Consider the following 25,197-nt stretch of genomic DNA (forward strand, 5'->3'; position numbering starts at 1 on the left):
CGGCGCGTACCCCCCTTCCCCCGAGGGGCAATCGAACACAACCCAACGCGATCTGTCCGACCGCTCCCCTCGCTCGGGCCGGAGATACCGCCTTTGGCGAGAAAACTGACCGCCTTTCAGTTCACTCTTCCAACATAGTCCAACAAGGTCTACCGTAACCGCTCGATCGAGCATGACGCGTACATGGCTTTGCGTCACCCCCGTGAGGACGGAGACTCACCGATGCGCCGACCATGCCCCCGCACATCCCCGCCCGGACCGGGCGGACGGAACCGGCCGACCCCCCTCCTCGGAGCGCTCGCCGCCGCCCTGCTCTGCGGCACCGGCCTGGCCGCCGCCCCGGCGGCGACGGCCGCCCCGGCGCGCACACCGGACCCCGGCCCCGCGCCGGCCGCCCGCCAGGACGCCGCTCCCGCCCGCCATAACGTCACCTCCGCCCGGCAAGACGCCGCTGCCGCCCCTCCGGCCGCGTCCGCCCCCGGCGACGGGCTGGCCCTGACACCCCCGATGGGCTTCAACAACTGGAACAGCACCCACTGCCGGGCGGAGTTCAACGAGGCGATGATCAAGGGCATCGCCGACATCTTCGTGGCGAGGGGCCTCAAGGAGGCCGGATACGAGTACGTCAACATCGACGACTGCTGGGCGCTCCCGCGGCGCGACGCGAACGGCAAGCTCGTCCCGGACCCCGTCCGCTTCCCGCACGGCATCAAGGCCGTCGCCGACTACGTCCACTCCAAGGGCCTGAAGTTCGGCATCTACACCAGCGCGGGCACCAAGACCTGCGATGTCGCGGGCTTCCCCGGCGGCCTCGGCCATGAGCGTTCCGACGCCCAGCAGTTCGCCGACTGGGGAGTCGACTACCTCAAGTACGACAACTGCAATAACCAGGGCGTGGACGCCAAGCAGCGCTACACCGCCATGCGCGACGCCCTCAAGGCCGCCTCCCAGACCACCGGCCGGCCCATCGTCTTCAGCCTGTGCGAGTGGGGCGAGAACAGGCCCTGGGAGTGGGCCCGGGATGTCGGCCATCTGTGGCGCACCACCGGCGACATCAGCGACAACTGGTCCAGCATGGTGTCGATCATGAAGCGGAACCTGCCGCTCGCGCGCTACGCGGGCCCCGGCCACTGGAACGACCCCGACATGCTGGAGGTGGGCAACGGCGGGATGACCCCGACCGAGTACCGCACCCACTTCTCCATGTGGTCCATCATGGCCGCGCCCCTGCTCATCGGCTCCGATCTGCGCACCGCGGACGAGGAGGCGTTCCGGATCCTGGGCAACCGCGAGGTCATCGCCGTCGACCAGGACCCGCTGGGCAAGCAGGGCACGGTACGGTCCTCCACCGGCGGCCGCTGGGTCGTCGCCAAGGAGATGGCCGACGGCAGCCGCGCGGTGGCACTCTTCAACGAGTCCGGTACGGCGCGACGGATCTCCACCACCGCGCAGGAGGTCGGGCTGCCGGCCGACACCGCGTACCAGGTGCGCGACCTGTGGCAGCACAGGAGCTACCACTCCGCCGGCGCCATCTCCGCGACCGTGCCGGCGCACGGCACGGTACTGGTGCGGGTCTGGCCCGACCGCGCCTGGGCGGACTATCCCCCGGCCGTCGAACTGGGCCTGGACGAGCCCCCCTTGACCGAGCCCGGCACGCCGGTGGAGGTCACCACCACCGTCACCAACCTGGGCCGCGCCCCCGCCCGGCAGGTCTCGACCCGGCTGACCGCGCCCCAGGGCTGGACCGTACGGCCCCTCACACCGACCACCGCCCGCACCCTGGCCGCCGGTCGCGCGCTGACCATCACCTGGTCGGTGACCCCGCCGAAGGGCACTCCGGTCGGCGGGTACGACCTGGACGTCACGTCCGCGTACCGCTCGGTGCGGGGGACGCCAGCCCAGGCCGAACTGCCCGTCCAGGGCAGGGTGGCCGTCCCGCCGCCCGCCGGCCACCCGTCCCTCAGCGACCTCGACTGGCTCCTCGCCGACAACGGCTGGGGGCCGGTGGAGAAGAACACCAGCGTCGGCGAGTCCCGCGCGGGCGACGGCAGCCCGATCACCATCGGCGGCACCGTCTACGCCAAGGGCCTCGGCGCCCACGCGCCCAGCAGCGTCGAGTACTACGCGGGCGGGCGCTGCGAGCGGGTCACCGCCCAGGTCGGGGTGGACGACGAGAAGGAGTCCAACGGCTCGGTGACCTTCGAGATCTGGGCCGACGGCAGGAAGGTCGCCGGCACCGGCGTCCTCACCACCGCCATGCCGGCCCAGCCGCTCTCCGCCGACGTCACCGGCGCCCGGCTGATCCGTCTCGTCGTCACCGACGCCGGCGACGGCATCAACTCCGACCACGCGGACTGGGCGGACGCCAGGCTGAGCTGCGCGGGACCGACGACCGCGCGGTAGCCGCACCCCGGCTCGGTGAGCGCGGGCGATGACCGCGCGTGCGGTGACCGCGGACACGCTGTCCGACGGGACGCTGCCCGCGGGCGCACTGTCCGAGGGCGCGCTGTCCGAGGTACGGCGCCCAGGGTGCGAGCCCCGTCGTACGGCAGACCGCGGCACGCGGCCCGGCCGCCTCGCCCCGCCCACGAGGGCTCGCACCGTCCCGGATGGGTCGGGCTCCCGACCCATCCGGGTTCGTGGGCTTCCCGGCCCCAGCCACCGAACGTCTGGGGCCGGCACATCGTGCGTTCCGGCGATTCCGACACCGCCTCGGAGCGCTGAGCGGGTGGTTCCGCTCCGCCGCGCGCAGGCACGTCCGCCGTGCTCCCCCGCCCCGTACGATCAACTCGCAACGGTGACGAGGGCCCACGGCTCCGGCTCCGGCCGCGGCCCTGGCTCCGGCCCCGGCCCCGGCCCCGGCCCCGGCGAGACGATGGTGGGAATCGATGAACGCGCGTACCGCACTACTGGCAGGAGCGACCGGCCTCGTCGGTGGGCAGGTCCTGTCCCGGTTGCTGGCCGACCCGCTCTACGAGCGCGTGACGGTCCTCTCCCGCCGCCCTCTTGAGGTCTCACACGCGAAACTCGACGTCCGCATCGTGGACTTCGCCGCGCTCGCGGAGGACGACGTGCCCGCCGTCGAGGACGTGTACATCACCCTGGGCACGACGATGAAGGCCGCCGGGTCGCGGCAGGCGTTCCGCGCGGTGGACCACCACCACGTCGTCACGGTCGCCCGCCTCGCCCGGCTGGCCGGCGCCCGCCGTATCGCGCTGTGCTCGGCCATCGGCGCGAGCCCGACCGCGCGGGCGTTCTACCTACGGGTCAAGGGAGAGGCCGAACGCGACGTCGTCGGCCTGGAGTACGCGTCCACGCACATCTTCCGCCCGTCCCTGCTGCTCGGCGCCCGCGCGGAGAGCCGGCCCGCGGAGCGCCTCGGCGTGGTCCTGGCGCCCGTCTTCGCCCCGCTGCTGGCCGGACCGCTGCGCCCGTACCGCCCGGTGCGGGTGGAGCGGCTCGCGGCGGCCATGACCAGGACCCTCGCCACGGCCGGGCCGGGCACCCGGGTGCACACGTACGGGGACTTCGTGACGGCGTGAGCGCGACCGCGCGGAAGCGGTCGGAGAACGGGGCGAGCTCCCGCGGAGCGCGACACCGCTCACCGAGCGGCGGCGAACCCGTCCAGCCGCGCCTCCCAGGCGGCCGCCACGGCGGCCCCCACCAGCCCGGCGTCGGTGCCCATCTCGGCGGGCACGACGGTGAGGTCGCGCACGAAGGAGAGGGTGGCGTAGTCGCGCAGCGCCTGGCGGAGCGGGCCGAAGAGCACCTCGCCGGCACCGGCGACGCCGCCGCCGACCACCGCCACCTCGATCTCGACGAGGGTCGCGGTGGCGGCGATGCCGGCCGCCAGGGCACGGGCGGCGCGTTCGAAGGAGGCCCGGGCCACGGGGTCGCCGGCGCGGGCCGCCTCGGCGACGGCGGCGGCACCGGTGTCCCCGCCGGGGCCCGGACGCCAGCCGAGGGCGAGCGCGCGGCGGGCGATGTTGGGGCCGCTGGCGACGGTTTCGACGCAGCCGCGCGCGCCGCAGGGACAGGGGTCTCCGTCCAACTCCACGCTGATGTGGCCGATGTGGCCGGCGTTGCCGGTCGGCCCGGGGTACAGCCGACCGTCCAGCACCAGCCCGCCGCCGACCCCGGTGGAGACCACCATGCACAGGGCGCCGGTGCGACCCCGGGCCGCGCCCTGCCAGGACTCGGCCGCGGTCATCGCCACGCCGTCGCCGACCAGGGTCACGGGCAGCGCTCCGGTCGTCTCGCGTACGCCCGCGACGAGCGGGAAGTCGCGCCAGCCGGGGATGTTGACGGGGCTGACGGTGCCGACGGAGGCGTCGACCGGCCCGGCGCTGCCGATCCCGACGGCGGCCACCCGCGACCACTGCGCCGAGCCGGCGAGCTCTTCCAGCACCGCCCTGACCTCGCCCATCACCACCGCTCCGGGCTCCCTCGCGGGGGTGGCCCGCCGGGCCCGTACGACCAGCTTGCCGGCGCCGTCCACCAGCGCGCCCGCGATCTTGGTGCCGCCGATGTCGAGCGCGGCGATGAGGTCACGTGCCATGCGGGTCGTCTCTCCTGGTGGCCGCGCGGACGGGGATGCGTGCCCGAATAGTCTCGCCTGCCACTGACAACGTTGTCCAGAGGCTATGCTCGACTCTCCTTACTACCATCAGACCGCCCCCGGAAAACGGCAGACAGGAACCGCGCACCGTGGTCGATCCCGCCAGCAGCACCGTCCCACGCCGGTACGGCACCCGGCCCACGATGAAGGACGTGGCCGCCCGCGCCGGGGTCGGTCTCAAGACGGTCTCCCGCGTGGTCAACGGGGAGCCCGGGGTCACCCCGGACACCGAGCGCCGGGTGCAGGAGGCGATCACCGCCCTCGGCTTCCGGCGCAACGACAGCGCCCGCATCCTCCGCAAGGGCCGCACCGCCAGCATCGGGCTGGTCCTCGAGGACCTGGCCGACCCCTTCTACGGTCCGCTCAGCCGCGCCGTCGAGGAGGTCGCCCGCTCCCACGGCGCGCTGCTCATCAACGGCTCCAGCGCCGAGGATCCGGAGCGCGAGCAGGAGTTGGTGCTGGCCCTCTGCGCGCGCCGCGTCGACGGCCTCGTGATCATCCCGGCCGGGCAGGACCACCGCTATCTCGAACCCGAGATCGCCGCGGGCGTCGCCACCGTCTTCGTCGACCGCCCGGCCGCCCGGCTCGCCGCCGACGCCGTCCTCTCCGACTGCTTCGGCGGGGCTCGCGACGCCGTGGCCCACCTCATCGCGCACGGCCACCGCCGCATCGGCTTCATCGGCGACCAGCCCCGCATCCACACCGCGGCCGAACGCCTCCGCGGCTACCGCGCCGCCATGGCCGCCGCCGGCCTGCCGGTGGACGACTCCTGGCTCTCCCTCGGCCCCACCGACCCGGACCGCGTGCGCTCCGCCGCGCGGGTCATGCTCGACACCCCGGCCCCCGTCACGGCTCTCTTCGCGGGCAACAACCGCGTCACCGTCACCGCCGTCCGCGTCCTCGCCGCCCGCCCCCGCCCCGTCGCCCTCGTCGGCTTCGACGACTTCGAACTCGCCGACCTGCTCTCCCCCGCCGTCACCGTCGTCGCCCAGGACGCCGCCCAACTCGGCCGCACCGCCGCCGACATGCTCTTCCGCCGCCTCGACGGCGGCGCCGACGAGCCCCGCCAGGTGGTCCTGCCCACGCGGCTGATCGCGCGCGGGTCGGGGGAGATTCCGCCGGCGGACTGACGGCGGACCGACAGCGGCCGACGGCGCGGCACGGAGGACCGGCGGACGGCTTGCGGGGGGCTCCGGGGCCTAGTTCAGCGGCAGCGCGTCGTTCACCGGGGCGACGATCCCGAGTGCGGAGTCCATGTCCCGCACGACCTGCCCGGCCTCGTTGAGCCGGTTCACCTGGCCGAGCCACCTCGGAGCCCCGCCCGGCTGCGGGCCGATCCGCGGTTGCTCCCCCTGGGCGGGGGTGTACGGGGTGGCGTGCTCCCCGGAGTACGAGATACGGCCCTCCGGCACGGGCGCGGCTACGGCGCCGGTGGCACCCAGGGTGCAGGCGGCGCCGGCCAGCGCGGCGAGGGCGAAGCGCTTGGTCATGCGCGGCCTAACGAGGAGTGTGCGCCCGGGACACTTTCCTTCGGCCGCGCGGGGGCGGAGCCGGCCTCCGCGGCGCGCCGCGGCCGTCCCGGCTCACCGGTGTCCTGTCGATCGTCAGTCGCCGAAGTGGCGGCGGGCGGCCTCGATGTGTCCGAGGTACCGCTGGGTCCAGTCGCACATGCCGTCGACCGTGGCCCGCAGGGCCCGGCCCGGCTCGGTGAGGGTGTACTCGACGCGCGGCGGCACGGTGGGGTGGACCTCGCGCTCGACCAGGCCGTTGCGCTCCATCATCCGCAGGTTCTGGGTGAGCATCTTGTGGCTGATGCCCTCGACCTCGTCGCGCAACTCGCTGAAGCGCAGGGTGCGCTCGCCGATGGCCTCGATGATCAGCAACGCCCACTTGTTGGCGATGTCCGAGAAGATCTCCCGCGCCAACGAGTCCGCGCGCCGCAGGTCCACATCCTCGGGCGAGCCCCCGAACTGCTTGGTCACCATCAGGTTCCCCAGTCACTGAAAAGTGCGTTCTTCCACGTCAGCCGCCACTCTCCTACGGTTCCTGAGTAACCACAAGAGCCCACGAATGCTGGTGGTTCGGCACGAGCGTTCGTGGTGCGACGGACGCGGGCACACCGGTGCCCGGACAAGGAGCGGCGACATGGCCATCACCCTGGTGAACCCCGACGGACTGCCCGTCATCGACGTCTACCGGCAGGTGTCGATCGCCACGGGGTCGAGACTCGTCTTCATCGCCGGACAGGTCTCCTGGGACGCCCAGGGGATCAACGTCGGCGAAGGCGACCTCGCCGCGCAGGTCGAGCAGTGCTACCTCAACGTCGGTACCGCCCTGGCCGGGGTGGGCGGTTCCTTCGACGACGTCGCGAAACTGACCGTCCACGTCGTCGACTGGACCCCCGACAAGATGCCCGCGCTCCTGGAGGGAATCTCCCGCGCGGCCGCGAAGCTGGGCGTCACCCCGACCCCGCCGGCCACGCTGCTGGGCGTCGCGGCACTGGACGTCCCCGAGCACCTGGTCGAGATCGAAGCCACCGCGGTCCTCGACTGAACCGGCTTGGCCCTGCTGTCCGCGCTGGTCACCGACGAATGTCAGTGGCCGGGGGTACGGTTCCCCTCAAGATTCGATCGAGATGCCGACATCTCCCACGGGGGCGATCCGCCATGAGCAGCAGCGACAGCAGCGCGCACGAGGGCTTCACGGCCGAGGAGCGGGCCGCGATGAAGGACCACGCCCAGGAGCTGAAGAAGGCCGCGCGCCGCGGCTCGCGCGCGGACAAGGCGGCGCAGGCGGAGCGGGACGTGCTCGCGAAGATCGCCGAGATGCGGGACTCGGACCGGGTCATGGCCGAGCGCGTCCACGCCGTCATCACCGCCAACGCCCCCTCCCTCGCCCCCAAGCTCTGGTACGGGATGCCCGCCTACGCGCTCGACGGCAAGGTCGTCTGCTTCTTCCAGAGCGCGGAGAAGTTCAAGGCCCGCTACGCCACGCTCGGCTTCAGCGACCAGGCGAAACTGGACGAGGGCCCGATGTGGCCGACCGGTTTCGCCCTGACCGAGGTGACACCCGAGGTGGAGCAGCGGATCGCGGCGCTCGTGAAGCGGGCGGTGAGCTGACGGGTGCCCGGTGAACGGAGGAAGACTGACCCGGGCGTTGGCGACTCACTCCTTCTCCTCCACTATGCGCTGAGGGCCCAGCGAGTGCCGTCGTCGAGTTGGAGCGAGTGGCGTCCGTTCGAGTGAACGCTCAGGGTGTAGGCGTCGGCGCCGGGGGTGCCCGCTCCGGCCCAATGCCGAAGCAGCGGGGCGCGCTCGTCCCAGAGAGCGCGTGGCCCGCCGGCTTCGAGGCGGGCGCTCCCGTCTTCACGGGGGGTGATGCGCGCCCATGATCCCGAGGCGGCGTGCGTGAGGCCGTGCACCTGCCGGTCGTTGTCGTCGATGAGAGTGAGCTCGACGACGTCGGGCTGCACGAGGGAGCCGAGGAATCGCGGCATGTCCGCGGTGAGGTCGACGGGCAGATCGATCTCACGGGAGGGGCCGACGGCGGTCATGAGCTGTCCGGCATGGCTGCGGGCGGGGGCGGCCACGATGGTGCGGTTGGACCTCGCGGTCATGAAGGCGGCGAGCGTGGGCAGGAAGCGGCCGGCGGCGCTGTGGTCGTCGCCGACGGTAAGGGCGACGAGCCCGCATCCGAGGTTGGCGACAATGCTTCCGCCCGGGCGTACCTGCGCGGACCACGCTTGGGGGATGCGGCCGATACCGCAGGTGGCGATCAGCCCGGCGAAGGGGGCGTGCTCGGGGCATTCCCTGGTGCCGTCACCAACCGTGAGGGTGGGGGTGTAGCCGGCGGCGGCGAGGCGGGTGCGGGCGGCGCCGACGAGGCTGGGGTCGATGTCGAGGGAGACGATGCGGCGGGAGCCGTAGCGGTGTGAGAGTACGGCGGCGTTGTAGCCGGTGCCGGTGCCCACTTCGAGCACCCGGCCCTCGTTGGGGGCGAGGGCTTCCAACATGAGCGCCATCATGGTCGGGCGGGTTGACGAGCTGGTCGTGGTGCCGTGCGCGTCATGCCGGGTGAGCAGCGAGACATCGGCATAGACGGCTTCGAGGTATCCGGGGTCGCTCATGCGGTAAGTGGTGAGGGCTCCACCAGCGGTGCGCACGGTGAATTCGGGAACAAACAGTTCGCGCGGGACGGCGGCGAACGCTGCGTGCCATTCAGTCGAGCGCAGGGTTCCCTCGGCGACGAGCTGATCGGCCATGCGGCGGCGTAGCCGCTCGGCCGATTCGGTGGTGATCATGGGCAGTTCCTTCGAGTAGATCAGCGAGAGCGCGTGCGATGGGGGTGCGCAGTTCGGGAATGAATCCGAACTGTCCGTTCGGGTTGACGTCGACGAGGTACCAGCCGCCGTCATCCTGACTAACGAGAAAGTCACTCGCGGCGTAGCGGAGCCCCAGCTCTCCAAGCAGTCTGTACATCCCGTCCGCGATGTGCTCGGGGACCGTGCGGAGCCGATAGGTGAGGCTGTCGTAATCGGTGCGGAAGTCGACGGCCGCGGCGTCCGTGCCGGCGTGGATCTCGGCGGCGAACATGCGGTCGTCGACGGCGGTGAGCCGTACCTCATACGCTTTGGGGATCCACTGCTGAAACTGGTGCGCGGTCAGCCTCACCGAGTCGTCGATGTCGTCGACGCGCACCTGCGTGGTCCACAGGGCATAAGGGGATCCCGCGTAGGCGGTCGGGCCGCCGGGGCCGAGGGACTTGTACGCGGCCATCTTGCCCGGCAGATCACCGACGAACGCGCGGGCCTCGTCTGGGTCGTTGGTGATGAGGGTGCGGGGCACGGTGAGACCGCAGCGAGCGGCAGTGGCCAGGGCGACGGGGGCGAGCGCCGCATAGGCGTTGCGGTGCGGGTGGTTGACCCATGTGCAGTCGAGTGCGGCGAGCAGTCCGCCGAGTCCGGCGCGGGCCTCAGAGTGTGCCCATGCGGCGTCGTCGGCGGACAGGGCGGCGGCGAGCCTGTGCGCGGACGGGCGCCGGTAGTAGACGGCGTGCACGTCCCCTAAATCGAGGTCCCGGTACTGCCCGCGCAACGCCCCATGCCATGTAGCGGTGCCGGGGCCGGTGCGGGCGCGGATGGTGAGGTGTTCGGGGAAGTCCCCGGGGTCGAGCCGCACCAAGGGCACGGCTCGGTCGTTGAGTTCCCCGATCACCAGGTCGGCTACCGCGTCGGAGGCGCGGGTCAGCACCAGGACCGTCACGGGTTACCTCCTTCGTGCCAGGCGAGGGCTGCCCGTCGGTCAGTCGGTGTCGTTGTCCGTGTCCGTCGCGAGCTGGTTGTCCTCCTTGGTCTGCGACTTCGTCAGGAACGCCGACTTCATCGACGGGGCGTGGATGAACGGGGTGCCGTCCTCGGTGACGCTGATCTGCAGCACGGGGCACAGGGTCAGCGCCGGGCCGACGTCCTTGGGATCGGCGGCCACGGGAACAGCGCGAGTCAGCCCGAAGGGGCGAACCGTGGAGACCGTGGAGCGCGGTGGGGCGTCGGCGACCGGGTACGGGAACACGGGCGGGGCAAGGGTTCCGGGCCCGGCAAGCTGGGTCTGTACGGCCATGGCTGGTCCTCTCCTTGATCGTGATGGGTTTCCTTCACGGCCCGCCCGCGCCGATCGCCGCGGGCGGACGGCTTGGAGTCATCGGGACGGCGACGCGCGGAGACGCCGTCCAGCCGGGCTCACTGCTCCAGTGTCGATTTCGCCTCGATGAGCTGAGTGAACTGGATGTGGTACAGCTCGACCTGATCTGGGGTCAGGATGAGAGTCGACTCGTAGGAGCCCCCGTCCTCGTAGTGGACAGTGACCGGTAGGGCGCCCCGCTTCGCTCGGCGGTTATAGATGGCGTCGCGCTTCTGGGGTGTGACGTGTGTGATCCGCGGGGGCACGGGGCGCAGGGTGGTTCCGTCGCAATTGGCGCGCCAGTCCTTGCCCCCGCCCGGCGGGCGTAGTTGGTACGACGCCGAGGTGTCGCTGGGGAGCGCGACAACCACCCCGATCGTTCCCCCCTTGGCGAGGTCGAGCGCGAGGTCGCCAAGGCGCGGGTGAAACGGGTCGCCGGGGATTAACTCGACGCTCAGCACGGGCGGTTGCTTCGAGGTCTGTTCGGCCATGCCTCGAAGCTAGAGGCGTGTCGAGCACCCAATATGAACGGGAGGAATACGACCCCTATCCGTCCAGGTGGAAGCGGTCTGACATGCGGCGCAGGCGCTCACGGGTGGTCGCTCGCTCGGCGTACACGATGCTGCGCAGGGTTGACCGAGCGATGGGATGGTTGCGGACGAGTTGCGGCGCGAAACGCTCGGCCTTTTCCAGTTCCCTCAGGGCCATCTCCCGATTCCCATCCCACAGCCAGGCTCGGGCGAGATCCATGTGGTGGTGCCCCTGCCTGGAGTTGGGCAAGGAGTCGACCAGGGACTTAGGCACCCGCCGACTGATGCCGAGCGCCTTCCGCTGCTCGCGCATCTCAAGCGTCACACTGATGGCGTGAATCAGAACGTTGCCCGGTGAGAAGGTGGTCGAGTGCCGGTCGTACACCGGCGGGCCGGCATACTCGACCAACCGGTCGGCGGCGGCCTTGGCGTGCCGAATACGGTCCCTGGCTTCCTCTCGACGTCCGCCCCGGGCTGCCGATACCGCCGCGCGCAGATGCAGCGATCCCCACACGCGGATGGCGAGTGGCGCACCCTGGTCGTACTCCTGCTGGACGCCGTTGATGGCCTTGTCCGACAGGGCGATGGCGTCGCCCCAATCGGCAGTCGCCCACATGTCCCACACACGCATCCAGTCGGAGACAGCCGGCATCAGTGGGTCACCCGATTGCAGTGCGGCCCAGGCGGCCCGCTCGCATGACATGGCGATCAGCTCGGGGTGGCCGAGTGTGTGCGCGGCGGTGTGCGCGAACTTGCAGCAGACGGCGTAGATGGCGAACGCCTCTTCCCGCTCGTGCCCGGTAGAGACTTCGGCGAGTGCGCGTGCCTCGCGGAACAGGTCAGGTAGTACTTCCATGATCGCTACATTGGCGGCGGCATCGCGCAAGCGGTGCAGGCGAGTGGTTTCCTGCCACAGTTGTCGGGCCGGCCTCGGCGTACCGTTGAAGAGGGGGACGAGGTCGTAGCGACGAAGCTCGCGCATGATGGACGCGGCGGAGACCTGCCATTGATTCTCGGCTGGCGAGCTGTTGTACGGGCGCCCGATGAGGTCGTTGGGGTGTACGTGCAGCTCTGAGGCAAGCAGGTTGAGCAGACCGACACGGTCGAGTTCGATGTGTCCCCGTTCCATCTTGGAGACCCACCCTTGTGTCTTGCCGAGGGCGGCGGCGAGGTCGGCCTGGGTCATGCCGAGGCGCAGCCGTGCGCGGCGTGCACGGCGCCCGATCTCCTCTGCCTCATCCACCATCAGCGCACCCCCCTTCGGGTAAGGCGTCCGGGTTCCAGCATGCGGTAAGACATCCGTGCTCCGTCCGTGAGGGCTTCGACTCACGAAAGGTACCGAGCAGGGGTGCCCGGTGTGGAGGGCTACAGGTCGGGAAGTGCGCGAGGCACGACAAAGGCGCTCCCGCGCATCTGGGGCGTCAGTACGTCATCGACGAGTCGCCGCCGGGCGGCAGTTCGGTTCTCCCTTCGGCAGCGGAACGATGCGCAACGTGGAGGTGGGCACCTTGATCGGTTCTGGTTCGCCGGGGGCGCGGTCCCAGAGGACGCTCGTGCCGCCGGAGCTGCCCAGGAGGAGGTACGGGAGGTCGGGGCGTAGCTCTCCGCCTTCTACGGGGACCTTGCTGAGCTCCTTGACCGGGTGCACGCAGACCAGGGTGGGCTCGATGCCGAAGTAGGGGGCGGGGGCGCGGAGCTCGCGTGCCGCCTGTTGGGCGCGGTGGGCGGCCTCTCGCGGTTCGTCGATCGCCACGATGAGGGCCGCCACCACGGAGGCCACCAGCGCGCTGAAGGCCATGACTCCGTACACCGTGCGGTCGGTGTGCAGCAGATGGAAGTGGCGGCAGTAGCCCCAGACGGCGGGAACCACGAGCGAGACGCTGGTGTAGGCGACGAGTTTCAGCGCCGCCGCGAGCTGCCAGAAGGCGGTGACGTCCACGTCGTCGGCGTTGAGCTGGAAGGAATCCAGGTACGACAGGTGCAGACCGCCGCCCAGGCTGGGGAGGAGAGGGATCGCCAGGGGCAGGAGCAGGGGCAGGACCCAGGGCAGCCAGTGCCGCCAGGTCCACTGCCGTACGAGGAGGCGGAGCCCGTTCGCCACCACGGCGACGACCGCGATCAGCAGGTAGTTCCAGGATGCCTGGGACGACTGGGCGAGTCCGGCCCGCAGTCCGAGCGCGAAGGGGACGGCGGCGATCACCAGTGCCCCGGCCTGCGCCCGGCGCATGTCGGACCACCAGCCGCGGGCGAGGATCCGGGTCTGGGCGGCGATGACGGCCAGGGCGGCCACGGCCAGGAGTGCGGGGAAGGCGGTCGCCGGGGAGGGCCAGGTCGATCCCGTCCACGCTCCGGCGAACATCAGGGCCAGGACCGCCCCCACCATCCGGACCTGCTGGCGCAGCGACTCGGCGCGGCTCGCCCGCGCCACTCCGGCGGTGGGCTCCTTGGCCCACATGGGTCTGCGGGCCCCGAGCCCGTCGACCGGGTGCGAGGAGCCGGGCAGGTGCGCCCGCGCCGCGTCCAGTGCCTGTCCCCGGGTGTCCGCCGTGACGACGCGGCCGGTGTCGCGTCGGGTCAGACGGGCCGCCGCCCGCTCGCGCCACGAGCCGGTGGCGGCCTCCTGGTAGATCACCCAGTGCACGGGCTCGTCGGCGTCCCTGTCGATCCGTTCCGCCACCCTCGCCCGCACATGGAGTTGCGCGCGATGGGCCAACTCCTCCACGAGCCGGACCACCGCGCGTGCGGCGCCCCAGCGGGCGCCGGCGATCCTCGCCTCGCACAGCAGCCAGACGCGGTCGGCCGCCCGGGCGCCTTCGTATATCCGCTCGACCCGCCAGTCGAGCCGCGCCAGCTCCTCTTCGAGGAGGGTGCGGTCCGACGCCTCACCCCTCAGTTCGAGAAGTACCCGGACGCGTTGGTCGAACGGGGAGCCCTGCACCGTCACGCGTCGTCGGTGTCCTCGTCGGTGTCGGTGTTCGCCCCGTCCCCGTCACCGTCCCCGTGCCCGTCCCCGTCCGGGTCCGGCACCCCTAACAGCCGTCGCGTCAGCGCGTCCTGGTCGGAGAGGAGTTCGTCCAGCGCGGCCAACAGGTCGTCCCTGGTCACCTCGTCGGAGTCGCGTTCCGCGGCGAAGAGGACGGTACGGCGGACGAGTTCCTTGGAGAAGGAGGCGGTGGTGCCCGCGGTGCGGTCGATGACAAGGCGGGCGGTGGGCTCGTCGAGGGCGAGCATGCCGCCGTAGAGGTCGAGGAGTCGGCGGCGGCCGGTGGCGTCGGGGAGGGGGATCTCCACGGCCATGTCGACGCGGCCGGGACGCTGGGCGAGGGCGGGTTCGAGGAGGTCGGCGCGGTTGGTGGTGAGGAGGAAGGCCACGTCGGCGTCGTCGCCGAGGCCGTCCATCTCGTTGAGGACCTGGAAGAGGAGGGGCTGTTCGCCGTCGCTGAAGTCCCGGGCCTCGGCGACGAGATCGCAGTCCTCGAGCACGACGAGGGCCGGCTGGAGCTGACGGGCGAGGGCGCAGGCCGCGGCGACGTGCTGGATGGTGGTGCCGGAGAGCAGGACGACGGTGAAGTCGGGGAGCTGGGAGAGCAGGTAGCGGATGGAGTGGGTCTTGCCGGTGCCGGGCGGACCGTAGAGGAGGAGGCCGCGGCGGAGGTGCTGGCCGGTGGCGCGGAGGCGCTCCCGGCGGCGGGCCACGCCGACGATCTGCCGCTCGACGCGCGCGAGCAGCCCGTCGGGCAGCACGATGTCGCCGGGGCCGAGGGCGGGGCGGTGGTGGAAGCGGAAGGGGCCGATGCCCTCGCCGAAGTCGGAGCCCTCGAAGGAGATGACCTTGCCGCGGAAGACGTTGTGCTCGCGGATGAGCTGGTCCAGGCCGGACAGCAGCCGCTTCGCGGCGTCCCGCGACGGGGCCAACACCTCGATCTGCACGACGTTGCCGTCGTACTCGCCGCTCGGCCCGCGCAGCAGTACCGCGTAGCGGTCGTCGCCGTCCACGCCCAGGTAGATGCCGAAGGAGACGCAGGCCAGCTCCTCGTCGGTGGAGACCGGCGTATACGCGTAGTCGACGGGGCCGACCCGGTAGCGTCCGTACCGCTGCGCCGTCTCCAGGATCTCGGCGAGCGACTCGTGCCGGCGGCTCTCCCCCGCCACACCGATGAGTTCATGGCTCCGCCCCTCGGTGGAGAACCAGCGCTCCAGCGCCAGGTGCACGTTGGCGTGCTGGTAGGGCGGGTGCGACGCCTTGACGACCGGGGTCTCCGCGGGCGGGTAGCCGAGGTGGTCGCGCAGCCGGTGGAGCAGGGAACGGGACTCGCTCACCGGCTCCTTGTACACGAGCTGTTCCAGGAAGGCGTTGAAGAGCCTGCCGAAGGCGGCTATGTCCTTCGGGTCGGTGGTGTCCATGCGATCGGTTCCCCCGGGCGGACGTTGACGGTCTGTCGGTCGTCTCGCACCGTATCCGAACCCCCGCCCGACGAAGCGATCATTTTCCGGAAGGGATCGTTTTCGGACCTCGGATCCTCGGACCCTCAGACCTCGGACCCTCGGACCCTCAGACCCTCGGACCCTCAGACCCTCGGACCCTCAGACCCTCGGACCCTCAGACCCTCGGACCCTCGGACCCTCGGACCTCAAACAGACCTCGGACCTCGGACCGCCGGTGCCCCTCGGCCCGTACCCGCGGAAGCCCTGCCCCCGTACGCGTCGGCCTCGTACGCGTCGGCCCCTTCCGCGTCAGCGCGCTCCGCGTCCCGCCAGCGCGTCCAGGTCCGCCCGCGTCAGCCCCGTCAGCCGCGCCACCTCCGCCACCTCGAGCGCTCCGCAGTCCAGGCCGCGCAGCAGGTGGCCGCTGAGGGCCCTCGCGGTGGCGGGTTCGTCCATGACGGCGCCGCCGGCGGCCTTCGTCACATACGCGGTCAGGCGGGCCGCGGCCTGTTCCAGGCCCTCGCGGTAGTAGGTGTAGACGGCGGCGTAGCGGGTCGGCAGATGGCCGGGGTGCATGTCCCAGCCCTGGTAGTACGCACGGGTCAGGGAGCGGCGGACCAGGTCGTGATGGAGGCGCCAGGCGGCGTGGACCTGGGCGGTGGGACCGACGGGCAGGACGTTGGTGGAGCCGTCGGAGAGGCGTACCCCGGTGCCGGCGGCCGCCACCTGCATCACGGCCTTGGCGTGGTCGGCCACCGGGTGGTCGAGGGACTGGTGGGCGGCGCCGACACCGCACGAGGCGCTGTAGTCGAAGGTGCCGTAGTGGAGGGAGGTGGCGCGGCCCTCCGCGGCGTCGATCATGCGGGCGACGGTGGCCCGGCCGTCCGGGCCGAGGACGGCCTGGGTGGTCTCGATCTGGATCTCGAAGCCGATCCGGCCCGGCGCCAGACCGCGCGCCTTCTCGAACTCGGCGCACAGCCGGGCCATCGCCGCCACCTGCTCGGCGTAGCCGACCTTGGGGAGGGTCAGGGTCAGCCCCGCGGGCAGCTCGCCCGCGTCCAGCAGGCCGGTCAGGAAGATGTCGAGGGTGCGGATGCCCCGGTCGCGGACGGCGGCCTCCAGGCACTTCATCCGGATGCCGACGTACGGCGGTGCCGTGCCCTCGGCGCAGGCCCGCGCGATCAGGCGCGCCGCGCGGGCGGCGGCCGCGTCCTCCTCGGCGTCCGGGCGCGGACCGTAGCCGTCCTCGAAGTCGACGCGCAGGTCCTCCACCGGTTCGCGCTCCAGCTTGGCCAGGATCCGGGGGTGGACCTGCTCGGCGAGGCCGGGCGCGATGCCGAGCACCTCGGCGAGGGCGGCGGGGCCGCGGGCGTGGGCGGCGAGCATCGCCAACGCCTCGTCCCCCCACGCCCGTACGGTGTCGGCGGCGAAGGCGTCGGCGGGGACGTAGACGGTGTGGACCGGCTGGCGGGTGCCGGGGTCACCCGGGTAGCGGCGGGCGAGTTCGGCGTCCACGGCGGCGAGGGAGGCCGCGATCTCCTCGCGCACGGAGCTCCCGAGGCTCGTCGTCACCCCCTCGGCCGGCGCCGACGCCCCATCCCGTGCCGCCGCCTCGTGCTGTTGCCCCATGCCCGGTGTCCCTCCACGGAATCGACCAACGGAATCGACCAGCAGAATCAACAATCTGTTGAAAGACCGTAGCCACGCGGAAGGTACCGGTCAACAGCCGTCCGGGCGCGCGGGCCGAGCGCTCGCGAAAGGCGGGCCGAGCACCCAGGGGTCCTCGGAGAACGCCGACGGCCCCCGTGCGCCGCGCGCACGGGGACCGTCCGGATCGAGCCGTCGAGCCGCGGAACCGGCCCGTCGAGGATCAGCCCTTGCGGGACTTGACCTCTTCGGTCAGCTGCGGGACGACCTCGAAGAGGTCGCCGACCACGCCGTAGTCGACCAGGTCGAAGATCGGGGCCTCGGCGTCCTTGTTGACGGCCACGATGGTCTTCGAGGTCTGCATGCCGGCCCGGTGCTGGATCGCGCCGGAGATGCCCGCCGCGATGTACAGCTGCGGCGAGACCGACTTGCCGGTCTGGCCGACCTGGTTGGAGTGCGGGTACCAGCCGGCGTCCACGGCGGCGCGGGAGGCGCCGACCGCCGCGCCGAGCGAGTCGGCCAGCGACTCGATGACGTGGAAGTTCTCGGCACCGTTGACGCCACGGCCGCCGGAGACCACGATCGCGGCCTCGGTCAGCTCCGGGCGGCCGGTCGACTCGCGCGGGGTGCGGGAGACGACCTTGGTGCCGGTGGCCAGCTCACCGAAGGAGACGGCGAGCTGCTCGACGGCGCCCGCCGCCGGGGCGGCCTCCACCGCGGCCGAGTTCGGCTTGACGGTGATGACCGGGGTGCCCTTGGTGACGCGGGACTTGGTGGTGTACGCGGCCGCGAAGACGGACTGGGTCGCCACCGGGCCCTCGTCGCCGGCCTCCAGGTCGATGGCGTCGGTGATGATGCCGGAGTCGATCCGGAGCGCCAGGCGGGCCGCGATCTCCTTGCCCTCGGCGGAGGAGGGGAAGAGGACGGCGACCGGGTTGACGGCCTTGTAGGCCGCCTGCAGCGCGTCCACCTTCGGTACGACGAGGTAGTCGGCGAACTCGGGGGCGTCGGCGGTGAGCACCTTCACCGCGCCGTGCTCCGCGAGCACCGGGGCGGCGACGTCCGCGCCGGCGCCGAGGTGGACCGCGACCGGCTCGCCGATGCGGCGGGCCAGGGTCAGCAGTTCGAGGGTGGGCTTGCGGACGGCGCCGTCGACGTGGTCGACGTAGACAAGGACTTCAGCCATGGTTCTGCTCTCCTGCGAGTACGAGGGATCTGGGGGCGGTCGGGATCAGATGAACTTCTGGCCCGCGAGGAACTCGGCCAGCTGCTTGCCGCCCTCGCCCTCGTCCTTGACGATCGTGCCCTGCGTACGGGCCGGGCGCTCCGAGGCGCCGTCGACCTTCGTCCAGGCGCCCTCGAGGCCGACCTCGTCCGCCTCGATCTCCAGGTCCTCCAGGTCCCAGGACTCGACCGGCTTCTTCTTGGCGGCCATGATGCCCTTGAAGGACGGGTAGCGGGCCTCGCCCGACTGGTCGGTCACCGAGACCACGGCCGGCAGCGACGCCTGGAGCTGCTCGCTGGCCGCGTCGCCGTCGCGGCGGCCGGTCACCACGCCGTCCTCGACCGAGACCTCGGACAGCAGCGTCACCTGCGGCACGCCCAGGCGCTCGGACAGCAGCGCCGGGAGCACGCCCATGGTGCCGTCGGTCGAGGCCATACCGCAGATGACCAGGTCGTAGCCGACCTTCTCGATGGCCTTGGCGAGGACCAGCGAGGTGCCGAGCGCGTCGGTGCCGTGGAGGTCGTCGTCCTCCACGTGGACGGCCTTGTCGGCGCCCATCGACAGCGCCTTGCGCAGCGCGTCCTTGGCGTCCTCCGGGCCGACGGTCAGCACCGTGATCTCGGCGTCGTCCGCGTCCTCGGAGATCTGCAGCGCCTGCTCGACCGCGTACTCGTCGAGCTCCGAGAGCAGGCCGTCCACGTCGTCACGGTCGACGGTCAGGTCCTCGGCGAAGTGCCGGTCGCCGGTGGCGTCGGGCACGTACTTCACACAGACAACGATCCTCAAGCTCACGCCGGCTCTCCTACTGCATCGTCTCTTGAAGCTGCCTTGTGCTGGCAGCATAGGCGCCTTGCGAGCCGGATCCCTGCCGGGGCGGCCCACTCGCCGAACGAAATATTACTCGCCAGTACATCGAGGGGCCGGGATGGAATCAAGGTCGCCCAGCTGTGACCTTGCCAACGGCCGTGACCGGGGATGTCTCAGTCCCGCAGCGCGTTGAAGCGGCCCTGATGGTAGAGGAGCGGCCGGCCCGGGCGGGAGGGGTCTCCGGCCACCGGATCCCCGGCCACGGGCTCGGCGATCACGACCCGGTGGTCACCGGCCGGTATTCGCGCCACCACCCGGCACACCAGCCACGCCAGCACCCCCTCCAGCAGCGGCACCCCGTGCGGACCGCCGCGCCAGCGCGTCGGCGGCGCGAACCGGTCGGCCCCGCTGCGCGCGAAGGTCGCCGCGAGCTGGTCCTGGTGCTCGGCCAGGATGTGCACCCCGACATGGTCGGCCGTCGAGAGCACCGGCCAACTGGAGGAGCCGGTGCCCACCCCGAACGAGAGCAGCGGCGGCTCGGCGGCCACCGAGGTCAGCGAGGTGGCGGTGAAGCCGACCGGGCGCCCGTCGGACGCGGTGATCACGGCCACGCCGGCCGCGTGCTGCCGAAAGACCGAGCGGAGGAGGCCGGGACCGTCGACCGGCCCCGCACCGTCGACCCGGCCCGCACCGTCGACCCGGCCCGCACCGTCGACCGTGCCGCGGCGATCGACCGCCCGGGGACCGCCCGCCGGCCGAGGCGCCGGCGGCGTCACGGAGGCCGTCGTGGGGTGGGGAACAGCGGCCGGGTGGGGAACGGAGGCCGCGACAGATCCCACCGCCGGTCGCGGCATGGATGCCTGGGGCGGTACGGATGCCGAGGCGGGCCCCGCCGCCGGACGCGGCGCGGCCGGCGCGACGGGCTCCGCCGCCGAAGCGGATCTCGCCCCCGGGCGGGGCGCCCCGAGGGGCGTCGGGTGGGGCGTCGACTCGGGTGCGGCCGTCGGGTGGGGCGTCGCCGTCAGGTCGGGCGTTGCCGTCATGGGGTCGTCCTTCTGCGGTCGGTGCGAGCCGGGAGCCTGGTCATCGCGGGTACTCACGGACCTGGACAACAGGCGCTCGCGGTCCGCACCAGAGCCACGCGCACGTGTCCGTAGAGCGGCGGGTCGACGTCGGGGGCCATCTCAGACCGCCTCACCGAGGGCGGCGATCACATCGGCCTTGCGTGGCTGTCCGGCCGCCCGGCGCACGATCCGGCCGGCCGCGTCCAGCACCAGCACCGTCGGGGTGCGCTGGATGTCGAGGCCGCGCACCAGCTCCAGCCGCGCCTCGGCGTCGACCTCGACGTGGGCCACGCCCGGGACCATTCCGGCCACGTCCGCCAACGTGCGTCTGGTCGCCCGGCAGGGCTGGCAGAAGGCGCTGGAGAACTGGACCAGCGTGGCCCGCTCCCCCAGCTCGGCGCCCAGCTCGGCGGCGCCCAGCCACACCTCCCCGTCGCGACCGCGCACCCTGGCCCTCCCGCTTCCTCGTGCCGGATCTCCGCCCCGGCGCATACGTCACGCTCGGCGTGGACCTCTCATCATCAAGCACGCCGAGGAGCGCAATGATTCCCGCCGCGGCGGCCGAACACGACCACAACCGCCCGTCTTCCGCCCCGACGTGACGAGAATCTCCCGGCCGGGCGGGTCCCCGCGCTAGGCAGTACGGCCCGACATACGGCACGATCTGCGACAAGCCCAAAACCTACGGCCGCGTAACCACCAGCGGGAGAACCCTCCCAAGGATCAGGAAGGGTCCCCTTCACACCATGGCTGAACTCGTCTATCCGCCGGTGATCGGTGCCTGCCACACCATGTTCAAGGCGCTCGACCTGCGCTTCGACATCAAGGGCACGGAGAACATCCCGGCACAGGGCGGCGCGGTCCTGGTGAGCAACCACATCGGCTATCTGGACTTCATCTTCTGCGGGCTGACCGCGCGCCCCGCCAAGCGGCTGGTCCGCTTCATGGCGAAGGAGTCGGTCTTCCGGCACCGGGTGTCGGGGCCGCTGATGCGCGCCATGAAGCACATACCGGTGGACCGCGCGGCGGGCATGGACGCGTACCGGCACGCGGTCAAGGCGCTGCGCGGCGGCGAGATCGTCGGGGTCTTCCCGGAGGCGACCATCTCGCAGTCCTTCACGCTCAAGCGCTTCAAGTCCGGCGCCGCCCGGATGGCCCAGGAGGCGGGCGTGCCGCTGCTGCCGATGGCGCTGTGGGGCACCCAGCGGCTGTGGACCAAGGGCCACAAGCGGGACCTGGGGCGCAACCACTTCCCCGTGGTCGTGCGCGTCGGCGAGCCGGTGCCGGCCTCGCCGGAGGAGCACCCCGACACCATCACCGACCGGCTGCGGGACCGGGTGCAGGACCTGCTGGAGGCCGCGCAGCGCGCCTATCCGGTGCGCCCCAAGAACGCGGACGACACCTGGTGGGTGCCCGCCCACCTCGGAGGCACCGCCCCGACGCCGGAGCAGGCCGCCGCACGGGACCGACGGGGCTGAGCCGCCCCCTGCGGGGCTGAGCCGCCGCCGGCATCCGGGGGCCGCCCCCGGCACGACCATCACGACGACGAACGCCGGGCGGGCTGGAGATCTCCAGCCCGCCCGGCGTTCGTGTGCGGCTCTTCCGGCACGCGGCGAGGCGCGTACGGGCGTCAGCCCCGGCCCATCTCTTCCTTCAGCGCCGTGACGAAAGCGTCCACGTCCGCCTCGGTGGTGTCGAAGGCGCACATCCAGCGCACCAGGCCGGCCGCCTCGTCCCAGAAGTAGAAGCGGTAGCGCTTCTGGAGCCGCTCGGCGACGTCGTGCGGCAGGGTGGCGAAGACGGCGTTGGACTGCACGGCGTGGACGACCTCGACGCCGTCGACGTCGCGCACCCCCGCCTCCAGGCGCTTGGCCATCGCGTTGGCGTGACGCGCGTTGCGCAGCCACAGGTCACCGGCGAGCAGCGCCTCCAACTGCACGGACACGAAGCGCATCTTGGACGCCAGCTGCATGGACAGCTTGCGCAGGTGCTTCATGGCGCGCACCGCGTCGGGGTTGACCACGACCACGGCCTCGCCGAACACCATGCCGTTCTTGGTGCCGCCGTACGAGAGCACGTCCACGCCCGCGACGTTGGTGAACGTCCGCATGGGGACGTTCAGCGTCGCGGCCGCGTTGGCTATCCGGGCACCGTCGAGGTGCACCTTCATGCCGAGCTCGTGGGCGTGCTCGCAGATCGCGCGGATCTCGTCGGGCGTGTAGCAGGTGCCCAGCTCGGTGGTCTGCGCGATCGAGACCACCTGCGGCATGGCGCGGTGCTCGTCGTCCCAGCCCCATGCCTCCCGGTCGATCAGCTCGGGGGTGAGCTTGCCGTCCTCGGTGGGGATGGTGAGCAGCTTGAGCCCGCCCATCCGCTCCGGGGCGCCGCCCTCGTCCACGTTGATGTGCGCGGTGGAGGCGCAGACGACCGCGCCCCAGCGGTCGGTCAGCGCCTGGAGGGCGACGACGTTGGCGCCGGTCCCGTTGAAGACCGGGAACGCCTCGGCGTGCGGCCCGAAGTGACGCCGCATCACGTACTGGAGGTGCTCGGTGTAGACGTCCTCGCCGTAGGCGATCTGGTGGCCTTCGTTGGCGAGGGCGAGTGCCTCGAGGATCTCCGGGTGGGCGCCGGCGTAGTTGTCACTGGCGAAGCCGCGCAGTGCGGGGTCGTGCCGCCGCCGGGCGTCGGTGTGCGCGGGCTTCACGGCTTGGGGGTCAGCCACAGACGGTTTCCGTTCACTTCCTGTGCGGGCCGGTCCCAGACACCGGCGATGGCCTCGGCCAGCTCCTTGACGTCGGTGAAGCCCGCGAACTTGGCATTCGGACGCTCAGCGCGCATGGCGTCGTTCACCAGCGCCTTCACCACCAGGATGGTAGCCGCGGCGGACGGACCCTCCTCGCCGCCCAGCTTCTTGAAGGAGTCGGCGAGCGCCAGCGTCCACGCCTCGGCGGCGGCCTTGGCGGCGGCGTAGGCGGCGTTCCCGGCGGTGGGCTGGGAGGCGCCGGCCGCGCTGATCAGCACATACCGGCCCTTCCCGCTGCGCTGCAGGGCGTCGTGGAAGGCGAGGGAGGTGTGCTGCACGGTGCGGATCAGCAGGTTGTGCAGGTGGTCCCAGTCGGCGAGCGGGGCGTCCGCGAAGGTCTTGCCGCCGCGCCAGCCGCCGACCAGGTGCACCAGGCCGTCGACGCGACCGAACTCCTTCTCGGTGCGGTCCACCCAGGCGCGGGTCGCGTCCAGGTCGAGCAGGTCGACGGTGTCCCCGGTGACGGTGGCGCCGCCGTGGGCGTAGCGGGCGGCGTCGACGGCCTCCGCCAGCCGGGCGGCGTCCGCGTCCGCGCCGACGACGGTCGCGCCGGCCTCGGCCAGCCGCAGCAGGGTGGCCTGGCCGGCCGGGCCGGCCGCGCCGGCCACCGCCACGACCGCGCCGTCCAGCGGCCCCTTGCCGCCCGGCTCGTTGGGGGTCGGGCTCGACGTGGGTGTGGTCATCTTCGTCGCCTCCTCGCGCGCCGCCGCGCTCACGTTCTCCGTCGTGTCCTGGGACGCCTGGTCCTCGGACGTGGTCTCTCCGGGCACCGCGGTCACGCGGCCGCGGCCGCGTGGACGTCGCTGTCAGCGGTCATGCCCTTGGTGGAGGCAATCACGTTGCGCAGCTTCTTCGCGAGGGCCTCGTAGAACATGCTGAGGGGAAACTCGTCGGGCAGCACGTCATCCACCAGCTTGCGCGGCGGGAGGGACAGGTCCAGGGCCTCGGGGCCCTTGGCCCAGGTGGAGCCGGGGTGCGGGGCGAGGTAGTCGGAGACCAGCTCGTAGGCCTTGAACCAGTGCACGAGCTTGGGGCGGTCGATGCCGTCGCGGTAGAGCTTCTCGATCTCGCCGCAGAGCTGGTTGGTGACCTGCGGGGCGCGGTCCCAGTCGATGTGCAGGGTGTTGTCGGTCCAGCGTACGACGTCGTGGCGGTGCAGGTAGGCGAAGAGCAGCTGGCCGCCGAGGCCGTCGTAGTTGCGCACCCGGTCGCCGGTGACCGGGAAGCGGAACATCCGGTCGAAGATCACGGCGTACTGGACGTCACGGGCCTGGGCGAAGCCCTCGGCCTCCAGCTTCACGGCCTCCTTGAAGGCGGTGAGGTCGCAGCGCAGCTCCTCCAGGCCGTACATCCAGAACGGCTGCCGCTGCTTGATCATGAAGGGGTCGAACGGCAGGTCGCCGTGGCTGTGGGTGCGGTCGTGGACCATGTCCCACAGCACGAACGCCTCCTGGCAGCGCTGCTGGTCGTCGAGGAGCGCCTTGATGTCCTCGGGGAGGTCGATGCCGAGGACGTCGACGGCGGCCTCGCTGACCGCGCGGAAGCGCGCGGCCTCGCGGTCGCAGAAGATGCCGCCCCAGGTGAAGCGCTCGGGGGCCTCACGAACGGCGATGGTCTCCGGGAAGAGGACCGCGGAGTTGGTGTCGTAGCCCGCGGTGAAGTCCTCGAAGGTGATGCCGAGGAAGAGCGGGTTGTCGTAGCGGGTGCGCTCCAGCTCGGAGAGCCACTCCGGCCACACCATGCGCAGCACCACGGCCTCGAAGTTGCGGTCCGGGTTGCCGTTCTGCGTGTACATGGGGAACAGCACCAGGTGCTGGAGCCCGTCGACGCGCGCTTCCGCGGGCTGGAAGGCGAGCAGCGAGTCCAGGAAGTCCGGCACGCCGAAGCCCTGGTCGGCCCACTTGCGCAGGTCGGCGACGAGCGCCTGGTGGTAGGCGGCGTCGTGCGGCAGCAGCGGCGCCAGCTCCTCGACCGCGCCGATCATGCGGTCGACGACGGCGCGGACCGCGTCGGACGCCGGGGCGCCGTCAGCCTCCAGGTCGATGGAGCCGTCCTTGGACTGCCAGACCCTGAGCTCCTCCACGGCGGCCTTGAGCACGGGCCAGGCAGGGTGCTCCACCACACGTTCGGCAGAGAGAACACCGCCCTCGCTGACCGCGGGCGCAAGAATTTCCGTCATGACACAACCTCCACAGGAGAACCTCGCGTTTAACCACCGTATCTTTGCCAGCTTCACTTCCTCAAGACTCGTTGCGAAAAATTGTCCTGTCAGACCGCATGGTCACCGACATTTTTCCTGTCACGTCTAGTTACGGCACGACTTCGTTCCGTTCGCCGCGCTGTTCACCGCACGGCAGGGATCGCTCGCTAGGCTGGCCGCCGCCCAGACCAGCGGAGCCGCGA

The 25,197-nt window shown here is 71.8% G+C and carries 23 protein-coding genes and 1 pseudogene; 6 read left to right on the top strand and 18 right to left on the bottom strand.

Annotation, left to right across the window (positions count from 1 at the left end; translation table 11 throughout):
• Positions 1-222 precede the first annotated feature (222 nt).
• On the top strand, positions 223-2,403 hold the full coding sequence (locus LRS74_RS04685) for an NPCBM/NEW2 domain-containing protein (protein ID WP_277739786.1): 2,181 nt from the start codon (positions 223-225) through the stop codon (positions 2,401-2,403).
• Between the two features lie 485 nt (positions 2,404-2,888).
• Positions 2,889-3,542, top strand: coding sequence for an NAD(P)H-binding protein (locus LRS74_RS04690; protein ID WP_277739787.1), 654 nt, complete (start codon positions 2,889-2,891; stop codon positions 3,540-3,542).
• 59 nt (positions 3,543-3,601) lie between these two features.
• Here LRS74_RS04690 and LRS74_RS04695 read toward each other — a convergent pair whose 3' ends face one another.
• On the bottom strand, positions 3,602-4,558 hold the full coding sequence (locus LRS74_RS04695; protein ID WP_277739788.1) for an ROK family protein: 957 nt from the start codon (positions 4,556-4,558) through the stop codon (positions 3,602-3,604).
• A gap of 203 nt (positions 4,559-4,761) precedes the next feature.
• Between LRS74_RS04695 and LRS74_RS04700 the strand changes: the two genes are divergently transcribed.
• Positions 4,762-5,748, top strand: coding sequence for a LacI family DNA-binding transcriptional regulator (locus tag LRS74_RS04700; RefSeq protein ID WP_277744597.1), 987 nt, complete (start codon positions 4,762-4,764; stop codon positions 5,746-5,748).
• A gap of 69 nt (positions 5,749-5,817) precedes the next feature.
• Here the strand turns inward: LRS74_RS04700 and LRS74_RS04705 are convergent, their stop codons facing one another.
• The gene (locus LRS74_RS04705; RefSeq protein WP_277739789.1) at positions 5,818-6,108 is read right to left on the bottom strand and encodes a hypothetical protein; all 291 of its coding nucleotides are present in this window, start codon (positions 6,106-6,108) and stop codon (positions 5,818-5,820) included.
• 114 nt (positions 6,109-6,222) lie between these two features.
• A complete protein-coding gene (locus LRS74_RS04710; RefSeq protein WP_277739790.1) occupies positions 6,223-6,603 on the bottom strand; it encodes a helix-turn-helix domain-containing protein in 381 nt (126 codons plus the stop codon).
• A gap of 160 nt (positions 6,604-6,763) precedes the next feature.
• Between LRS74_RS04710 and LRS74_RS04715 the strand changes: the two genes are divergently transcribed.
• Together LRS74_RS04715 and LRS74_RS04720 are read left to right on the top strand one after the other, a co-directional pair.
• Positions 6,764-7,171, top strand: a complete 408-nt coding sequence (locus LRS74_RS04715) for a RidA family protein (RefSeq protein WP_277739791.1) — start codon at positions 6,764-6,766, stop codon at positions 7,169-7,171.
• Positions 7,172-7,284: 113 nt separating this feature from the next.
• A complete protein-coding gene (locus LRS74_RS04720; RefSeq protein ID WP_277739792.1) occupies positions 7,285-7,737 on the top strand; it encodes a DUF1801 domain-containing protein in 453 nt (150 codons plus the stop codon).
• Positions 7,738-7,799: 62 nt separating this feature from the next.
• On the opposite strand, the gene LRS74_RS04725 is transcribed toward LRS74_RS04720, so the two are convergent.
• From LRS74_RS04725 to LRS74_RS04780, 12 genes and pseudogenes are all read right to left on the bottom strand, one after another.
• A complete protein-coding gene (locus LRS74_RS04725; RefSeq protein ID WP_277739793.1) occupies positions 7,800-8,918 on the bottom strand; it encodes a methyltransferase domain-containing protein in 1,119 nt (372 codons plus the stop codon).
• A complete protein-coding gene (gene tgmB, locus LRS74_RS04730) occupies positions 8,836-9,879 on the bottom strand; it encodes an ATP-grasp ribosomal peptide maturase (RefSeq protein ID WP_277739794.1) in 1,044 nt (347 codons plus the stop codon). The genes LRS74_RS04725 and tgmB overlap by 83 nt, the downstream gene beginning before the upstream one ends.
• Before the next feature lie 39 nt (positions 9,880-9,918).
• Entirely contained in the window at positions 9,919-10,233 is a 315-nt protein-coding gene (gene tgmA / locus LRS74_RS04735; protein WP_277739795.1) for a putative ATP-grasp-modified RiPP, read from the bottom strand.
• Positions 10,234-10,352: 119 nt separating this feature from the next.
• Positions 10,353-10,784, bottom strand: a complete 432-nt coding sequence (locus LRS74_RS04740) for a hypothetical protein (RefSeq protein ID WP_277739796.1) — start codon at positions 10,782-10,784, stop codon at positions 10,353-10,355.
• 55 nt (positions 10,785-10,839) lie between these two features.
• On the bottom strand, positions 10,840-12,069 hold the full coding sequence (locus tag LRS74_RS04745; RefSeq protein WP_277739797.1) for a helix-turn-helix transcriptional regulator: 1,230 nt from the start codon (positions 12,067-12,069) through the stop codon (positions 10,840-10,842).
• A gap of 183 nt (positions 12,070-12,252) precedes the next feature.
• Positions 12,253-13,767, bottom strand: coding sequence for a hypothetical protein (locus tag LRS74_RS04750; protein WP_277739798.1), 1,515 nt, complete (start codon positions 13,765-13,767; stop codon positions 12,253-12,255).
• Positions 13,764-15,227 carry an ATP-binding protein gene (locus LRS74_RS04755; RefSeq protein WP_277739799.1) on the bottom strand — a complete coding sequence of 488 codons (1,464 nt, stop codon included), beginning with the start codon at positions 15,225-15,227 and terminating at the stop codon, positions 13,764-13,766. Before LRS74_RS04755 ends, LRS74_RS04750 begins: the two co-directional genes overlap by 4 nt.
• A 330-nt stretch (positions 15,228-15,557) precedes the next feature.
• The gene (locus tag LRS74_RS04760; RefSeq protein WP_277739800.1) at positions 15,558-16,877 is read right to left on the bottom strand and encodes an aldolase/citrate lyase family protein; all 1,320 of its coding nucleotides are present in this window, start codon (positions 16,875-16,877) and stop codon (positions 15,558-15,560) included.
• A 241-nt stretch (positions 16,878-17,118) separates the two neighbouring features.
• Positions 17,119-18,081 carry an electron transfer flavoprotein subunit alpha/FixB family protein gene (locus tag LRS74_RS04765; RefSeq protein ID WP_277739801.1) on the bottom strand — a complete coding sequence of 321 codons (963 nt, stop codon included), beginning with the start codon at positions 18,079-18,081 and terminating at the stop codon, positions 17,119-17,121.
• Positions 18,082-18,126: 45 nt separating this feature from the next.
• Entirely contained in the window at positions 18,127-18,912 is a 786-nt protein-coding gene (locus tag LRS74_RS04770; RefSeq protein WP_277739802.1) for an electron transfer flavoprotein subunit beta/FixA family protein, read from the bottom strand.
• Positions 18,913-19,100: 188 nt separating this feature from the next.
• A pseudogene (locus tag LRS74_RS04775) lies at positions 19,101-19,574 on the bottom strand (flavin reductase family protein); the annotation flags it as partial.
• Positions 19,575-20,111: 537 nt separating this feature from the next.
• Positions 20,112-20,483 (bottom strand): thioredoxin family protein, encoded by a 372-nt coding sequence (locus LRS74_RS04780; protein ID WP_277739803.1) that lies wholly within the window; start codon positions 20,481-20,483, stop codon positions 20,112-20,114.
• 254 nt (positions 20,484-20,737) lie between these two features.
• Here LRS74_RS04780 and LRS74_RS04785 point away from each other — a divergent pair, with 254 nt between their 5' ends.
• Entirely contained in the window at positions 20,738-21,469 is a 732-nt protein-coding gene (locus LRS74_RS04785; RefSeq protein ID WP_277739804.1) for a lysophospholipid acyltransferase family protein, read from the top strand.
• A gap of 152 nt (positions 21,470-21,621) precedes the next feature.
• Here the strand turns inward: LRS74_RS04785 and LRS74_RS04790 are convergent, their stop codons facing one another.
• From LRS74_RS04790 to LRS74_RS04800, 3 genes are all read right to left on the bottom strand, one after another.
• A complete protein-coding gene (locus LRS74_RS04790; RefSeq protein WP_277739805.1) occupies positions 21,622-22,713 on the bottom strand; it encodes a low specificity L-threonine aldolase in 1,092 nt (363 codons plus the stop codon).
• Positions 22,692-23,477, bottom strand: a complete 786-nt coding sequence (locus LRS74_RS04795) for an SDR family NAD(P)-dependent oxidoreductase (protein ID WP_144382572.1) — start codon at positions 23,475-23,477, stop codon at positions 22,692-22,694. The genes LRS74_RS04790 and LRS74_RS04795 overlap by 22 nt, the downstream gene beginning before the upstream one ends.
• Positions 23,478-23,569: 92 nt before the next feature.
• The gene (locus LRS74_RS04800; protein WP_277739806.1) at positions 23,570-24,973 is read right to left on the bottom strand and encodes a DUF6421 family protein; all 1,404 of its coding nucleotides are present in this window, start codon (positions 24,971-24,973) and stop codon (positions 23,570-23,572) included.
• Between the last annotated feature and the right edge of the window lie 224 nt (positions 24,974-25,197).

It is taken from the genome of Streptomyces sp. LX-29 (assembly GCF_029541745.1).
In the GTDB taxonomy this organism is placed as follows: Bacteria; Actinomycetota; Actinomycetes; order Streptomycetales; family Streptomycetaceae; genus Streptomyces.

Bases quoted from the DNA above. Each gene is read 5' to 3' on its own strand.
- LRS74_RS04685 (WP_277739786.1), top strand. From the start codon at position 223: ATGCGCCGACCATGCCCCCGCACATCCCCGCCCGGACCGGGCGGACGG.
- LRS74_RS04690 (WP_277739787.1), top strand. From the start codon at position 2,889: ATGAACGCGCGTACCGCACTACTGGCAGGAGCGACCGGCCTCGTCGGT.
- LRS74_RS04695 (WP_277739788.1), bottom strand. From the start codon at position 4,558: ATGGCACGTGACCTCATCGCCGCGCTCGACATCGGCGGCACCAAGATC.
- LRS74_RS04700 (WP_277744597.1), top strand. From the start codon at position 4,762: ATGAAGGACGTGGCCGCCCGCGCCGGGGTCGGTCTCAAGACGGTCTCC.
- LRS74_RS04705 (WP_277739789.1), bottom strand. From the start codon at position 6,108: ATGACCAAGCGCTTCGCCCTCGCCGCGCTGGCCGGCGCCGCCTGCACC.
- LRS74_RS04710 (WP_277739790.1), bottom strand. From the start codon at position 6,603: ATGGTGACCAAGCAGTTCGGGGGCTCGCCCGAGGATGTGGACCTGCGG.
- LRS74_RS04715 (WP_277739791.1), top strand. From the start codon at position 6,764: ATGGCCATCACCCTGGTGAACCCCGACGGACTGCCCGTCATCGACGTC.
- LRS74_RS04720 (WP_277739792.1), top strand. From the start codon at position 7,285: ATGAGCAGCAGCGACAGCAGCGCGCACGAGGGCTTCACGGCCGAGGAG.
- LRS74_RS04725 (WP_277739793.1), bottom strand. From the start codon at position 8,918: ATGATCACCACCGAATCGGCCGAGCGGCTACGCCGCCGCATGGCCGAT.
- tgmA (WP_277739795.1), bottom strand. From the start codon at position 10,233: ATGGCCGTACAGACCCAGCTTGCCGGGCCCGGAACCCTTGCCCCGCCC.
- LRS74_RS04740 (WP_277739796.1), bottom strand. From the start codon at position 10,784: ATGGCCGAACAGACCTCGAAGCAACCGCCCGTGCTGAGCGTCGAGTTA.
- LRS74_RS04745 (WP_277739797.1), bottom strand. From the start codon at position 12,069: ATGGTGGATGAGGCAGAGGAGATCGGGCGCCGTGCACGCCGCGCACGG.
- LRS74_RS04755 (WP_277739799.1), bottom strand. From the start codon at position 15,227: ATGGACACCACCGACCCGAAGGACATAGCCGCCTTCGGCAGGCTCTTC.
- LRS74_RS04760 (WP_277739800.1), bottom strand. From the start codon at position 16,877: ATGGGGCAACAGCACGAGGCGGCGGCACGGGATGGGGCGTCGGCGCCG.
- LRS74_RS04765 (WP_277739801.1), bottom strand. From the start codon at position 18,081: ATGGCTGAAGTCCTTGTCTACGTCGACCACGTCGACGGCGCCGTCCGC.
- LRS74_RS04780 (WP_277739803.1), bottom strand. From the start codon at position 20,483: ATGCGCCGGGGCGGAGATCCGGCACGAGGAAGCGGGAGGGCCAGGGTG.
- LRS74_RS04785 (WP_277739804.1), top strand. From the start codon at position 20,738: ATGGCTGAACTCGTCTATCCGCCGGTGATCGGTGCCTGCCACACCATG.
- LRS74_RS04795 (WP_144382572.1), bottom strand. From the start codon at position 23,477: ATGACCACACCCACGTCGAGCCCGACCCCCAACGAGCCGGGCGGCAAG.
- LRS74_RS04800 (WP_277739806.1), bottom strand. From the start codon at position 24,973: ATGACGGAAATTCTTGCGCCCGCGGTCAGCGAGGGCGGTGTTCTCTCT.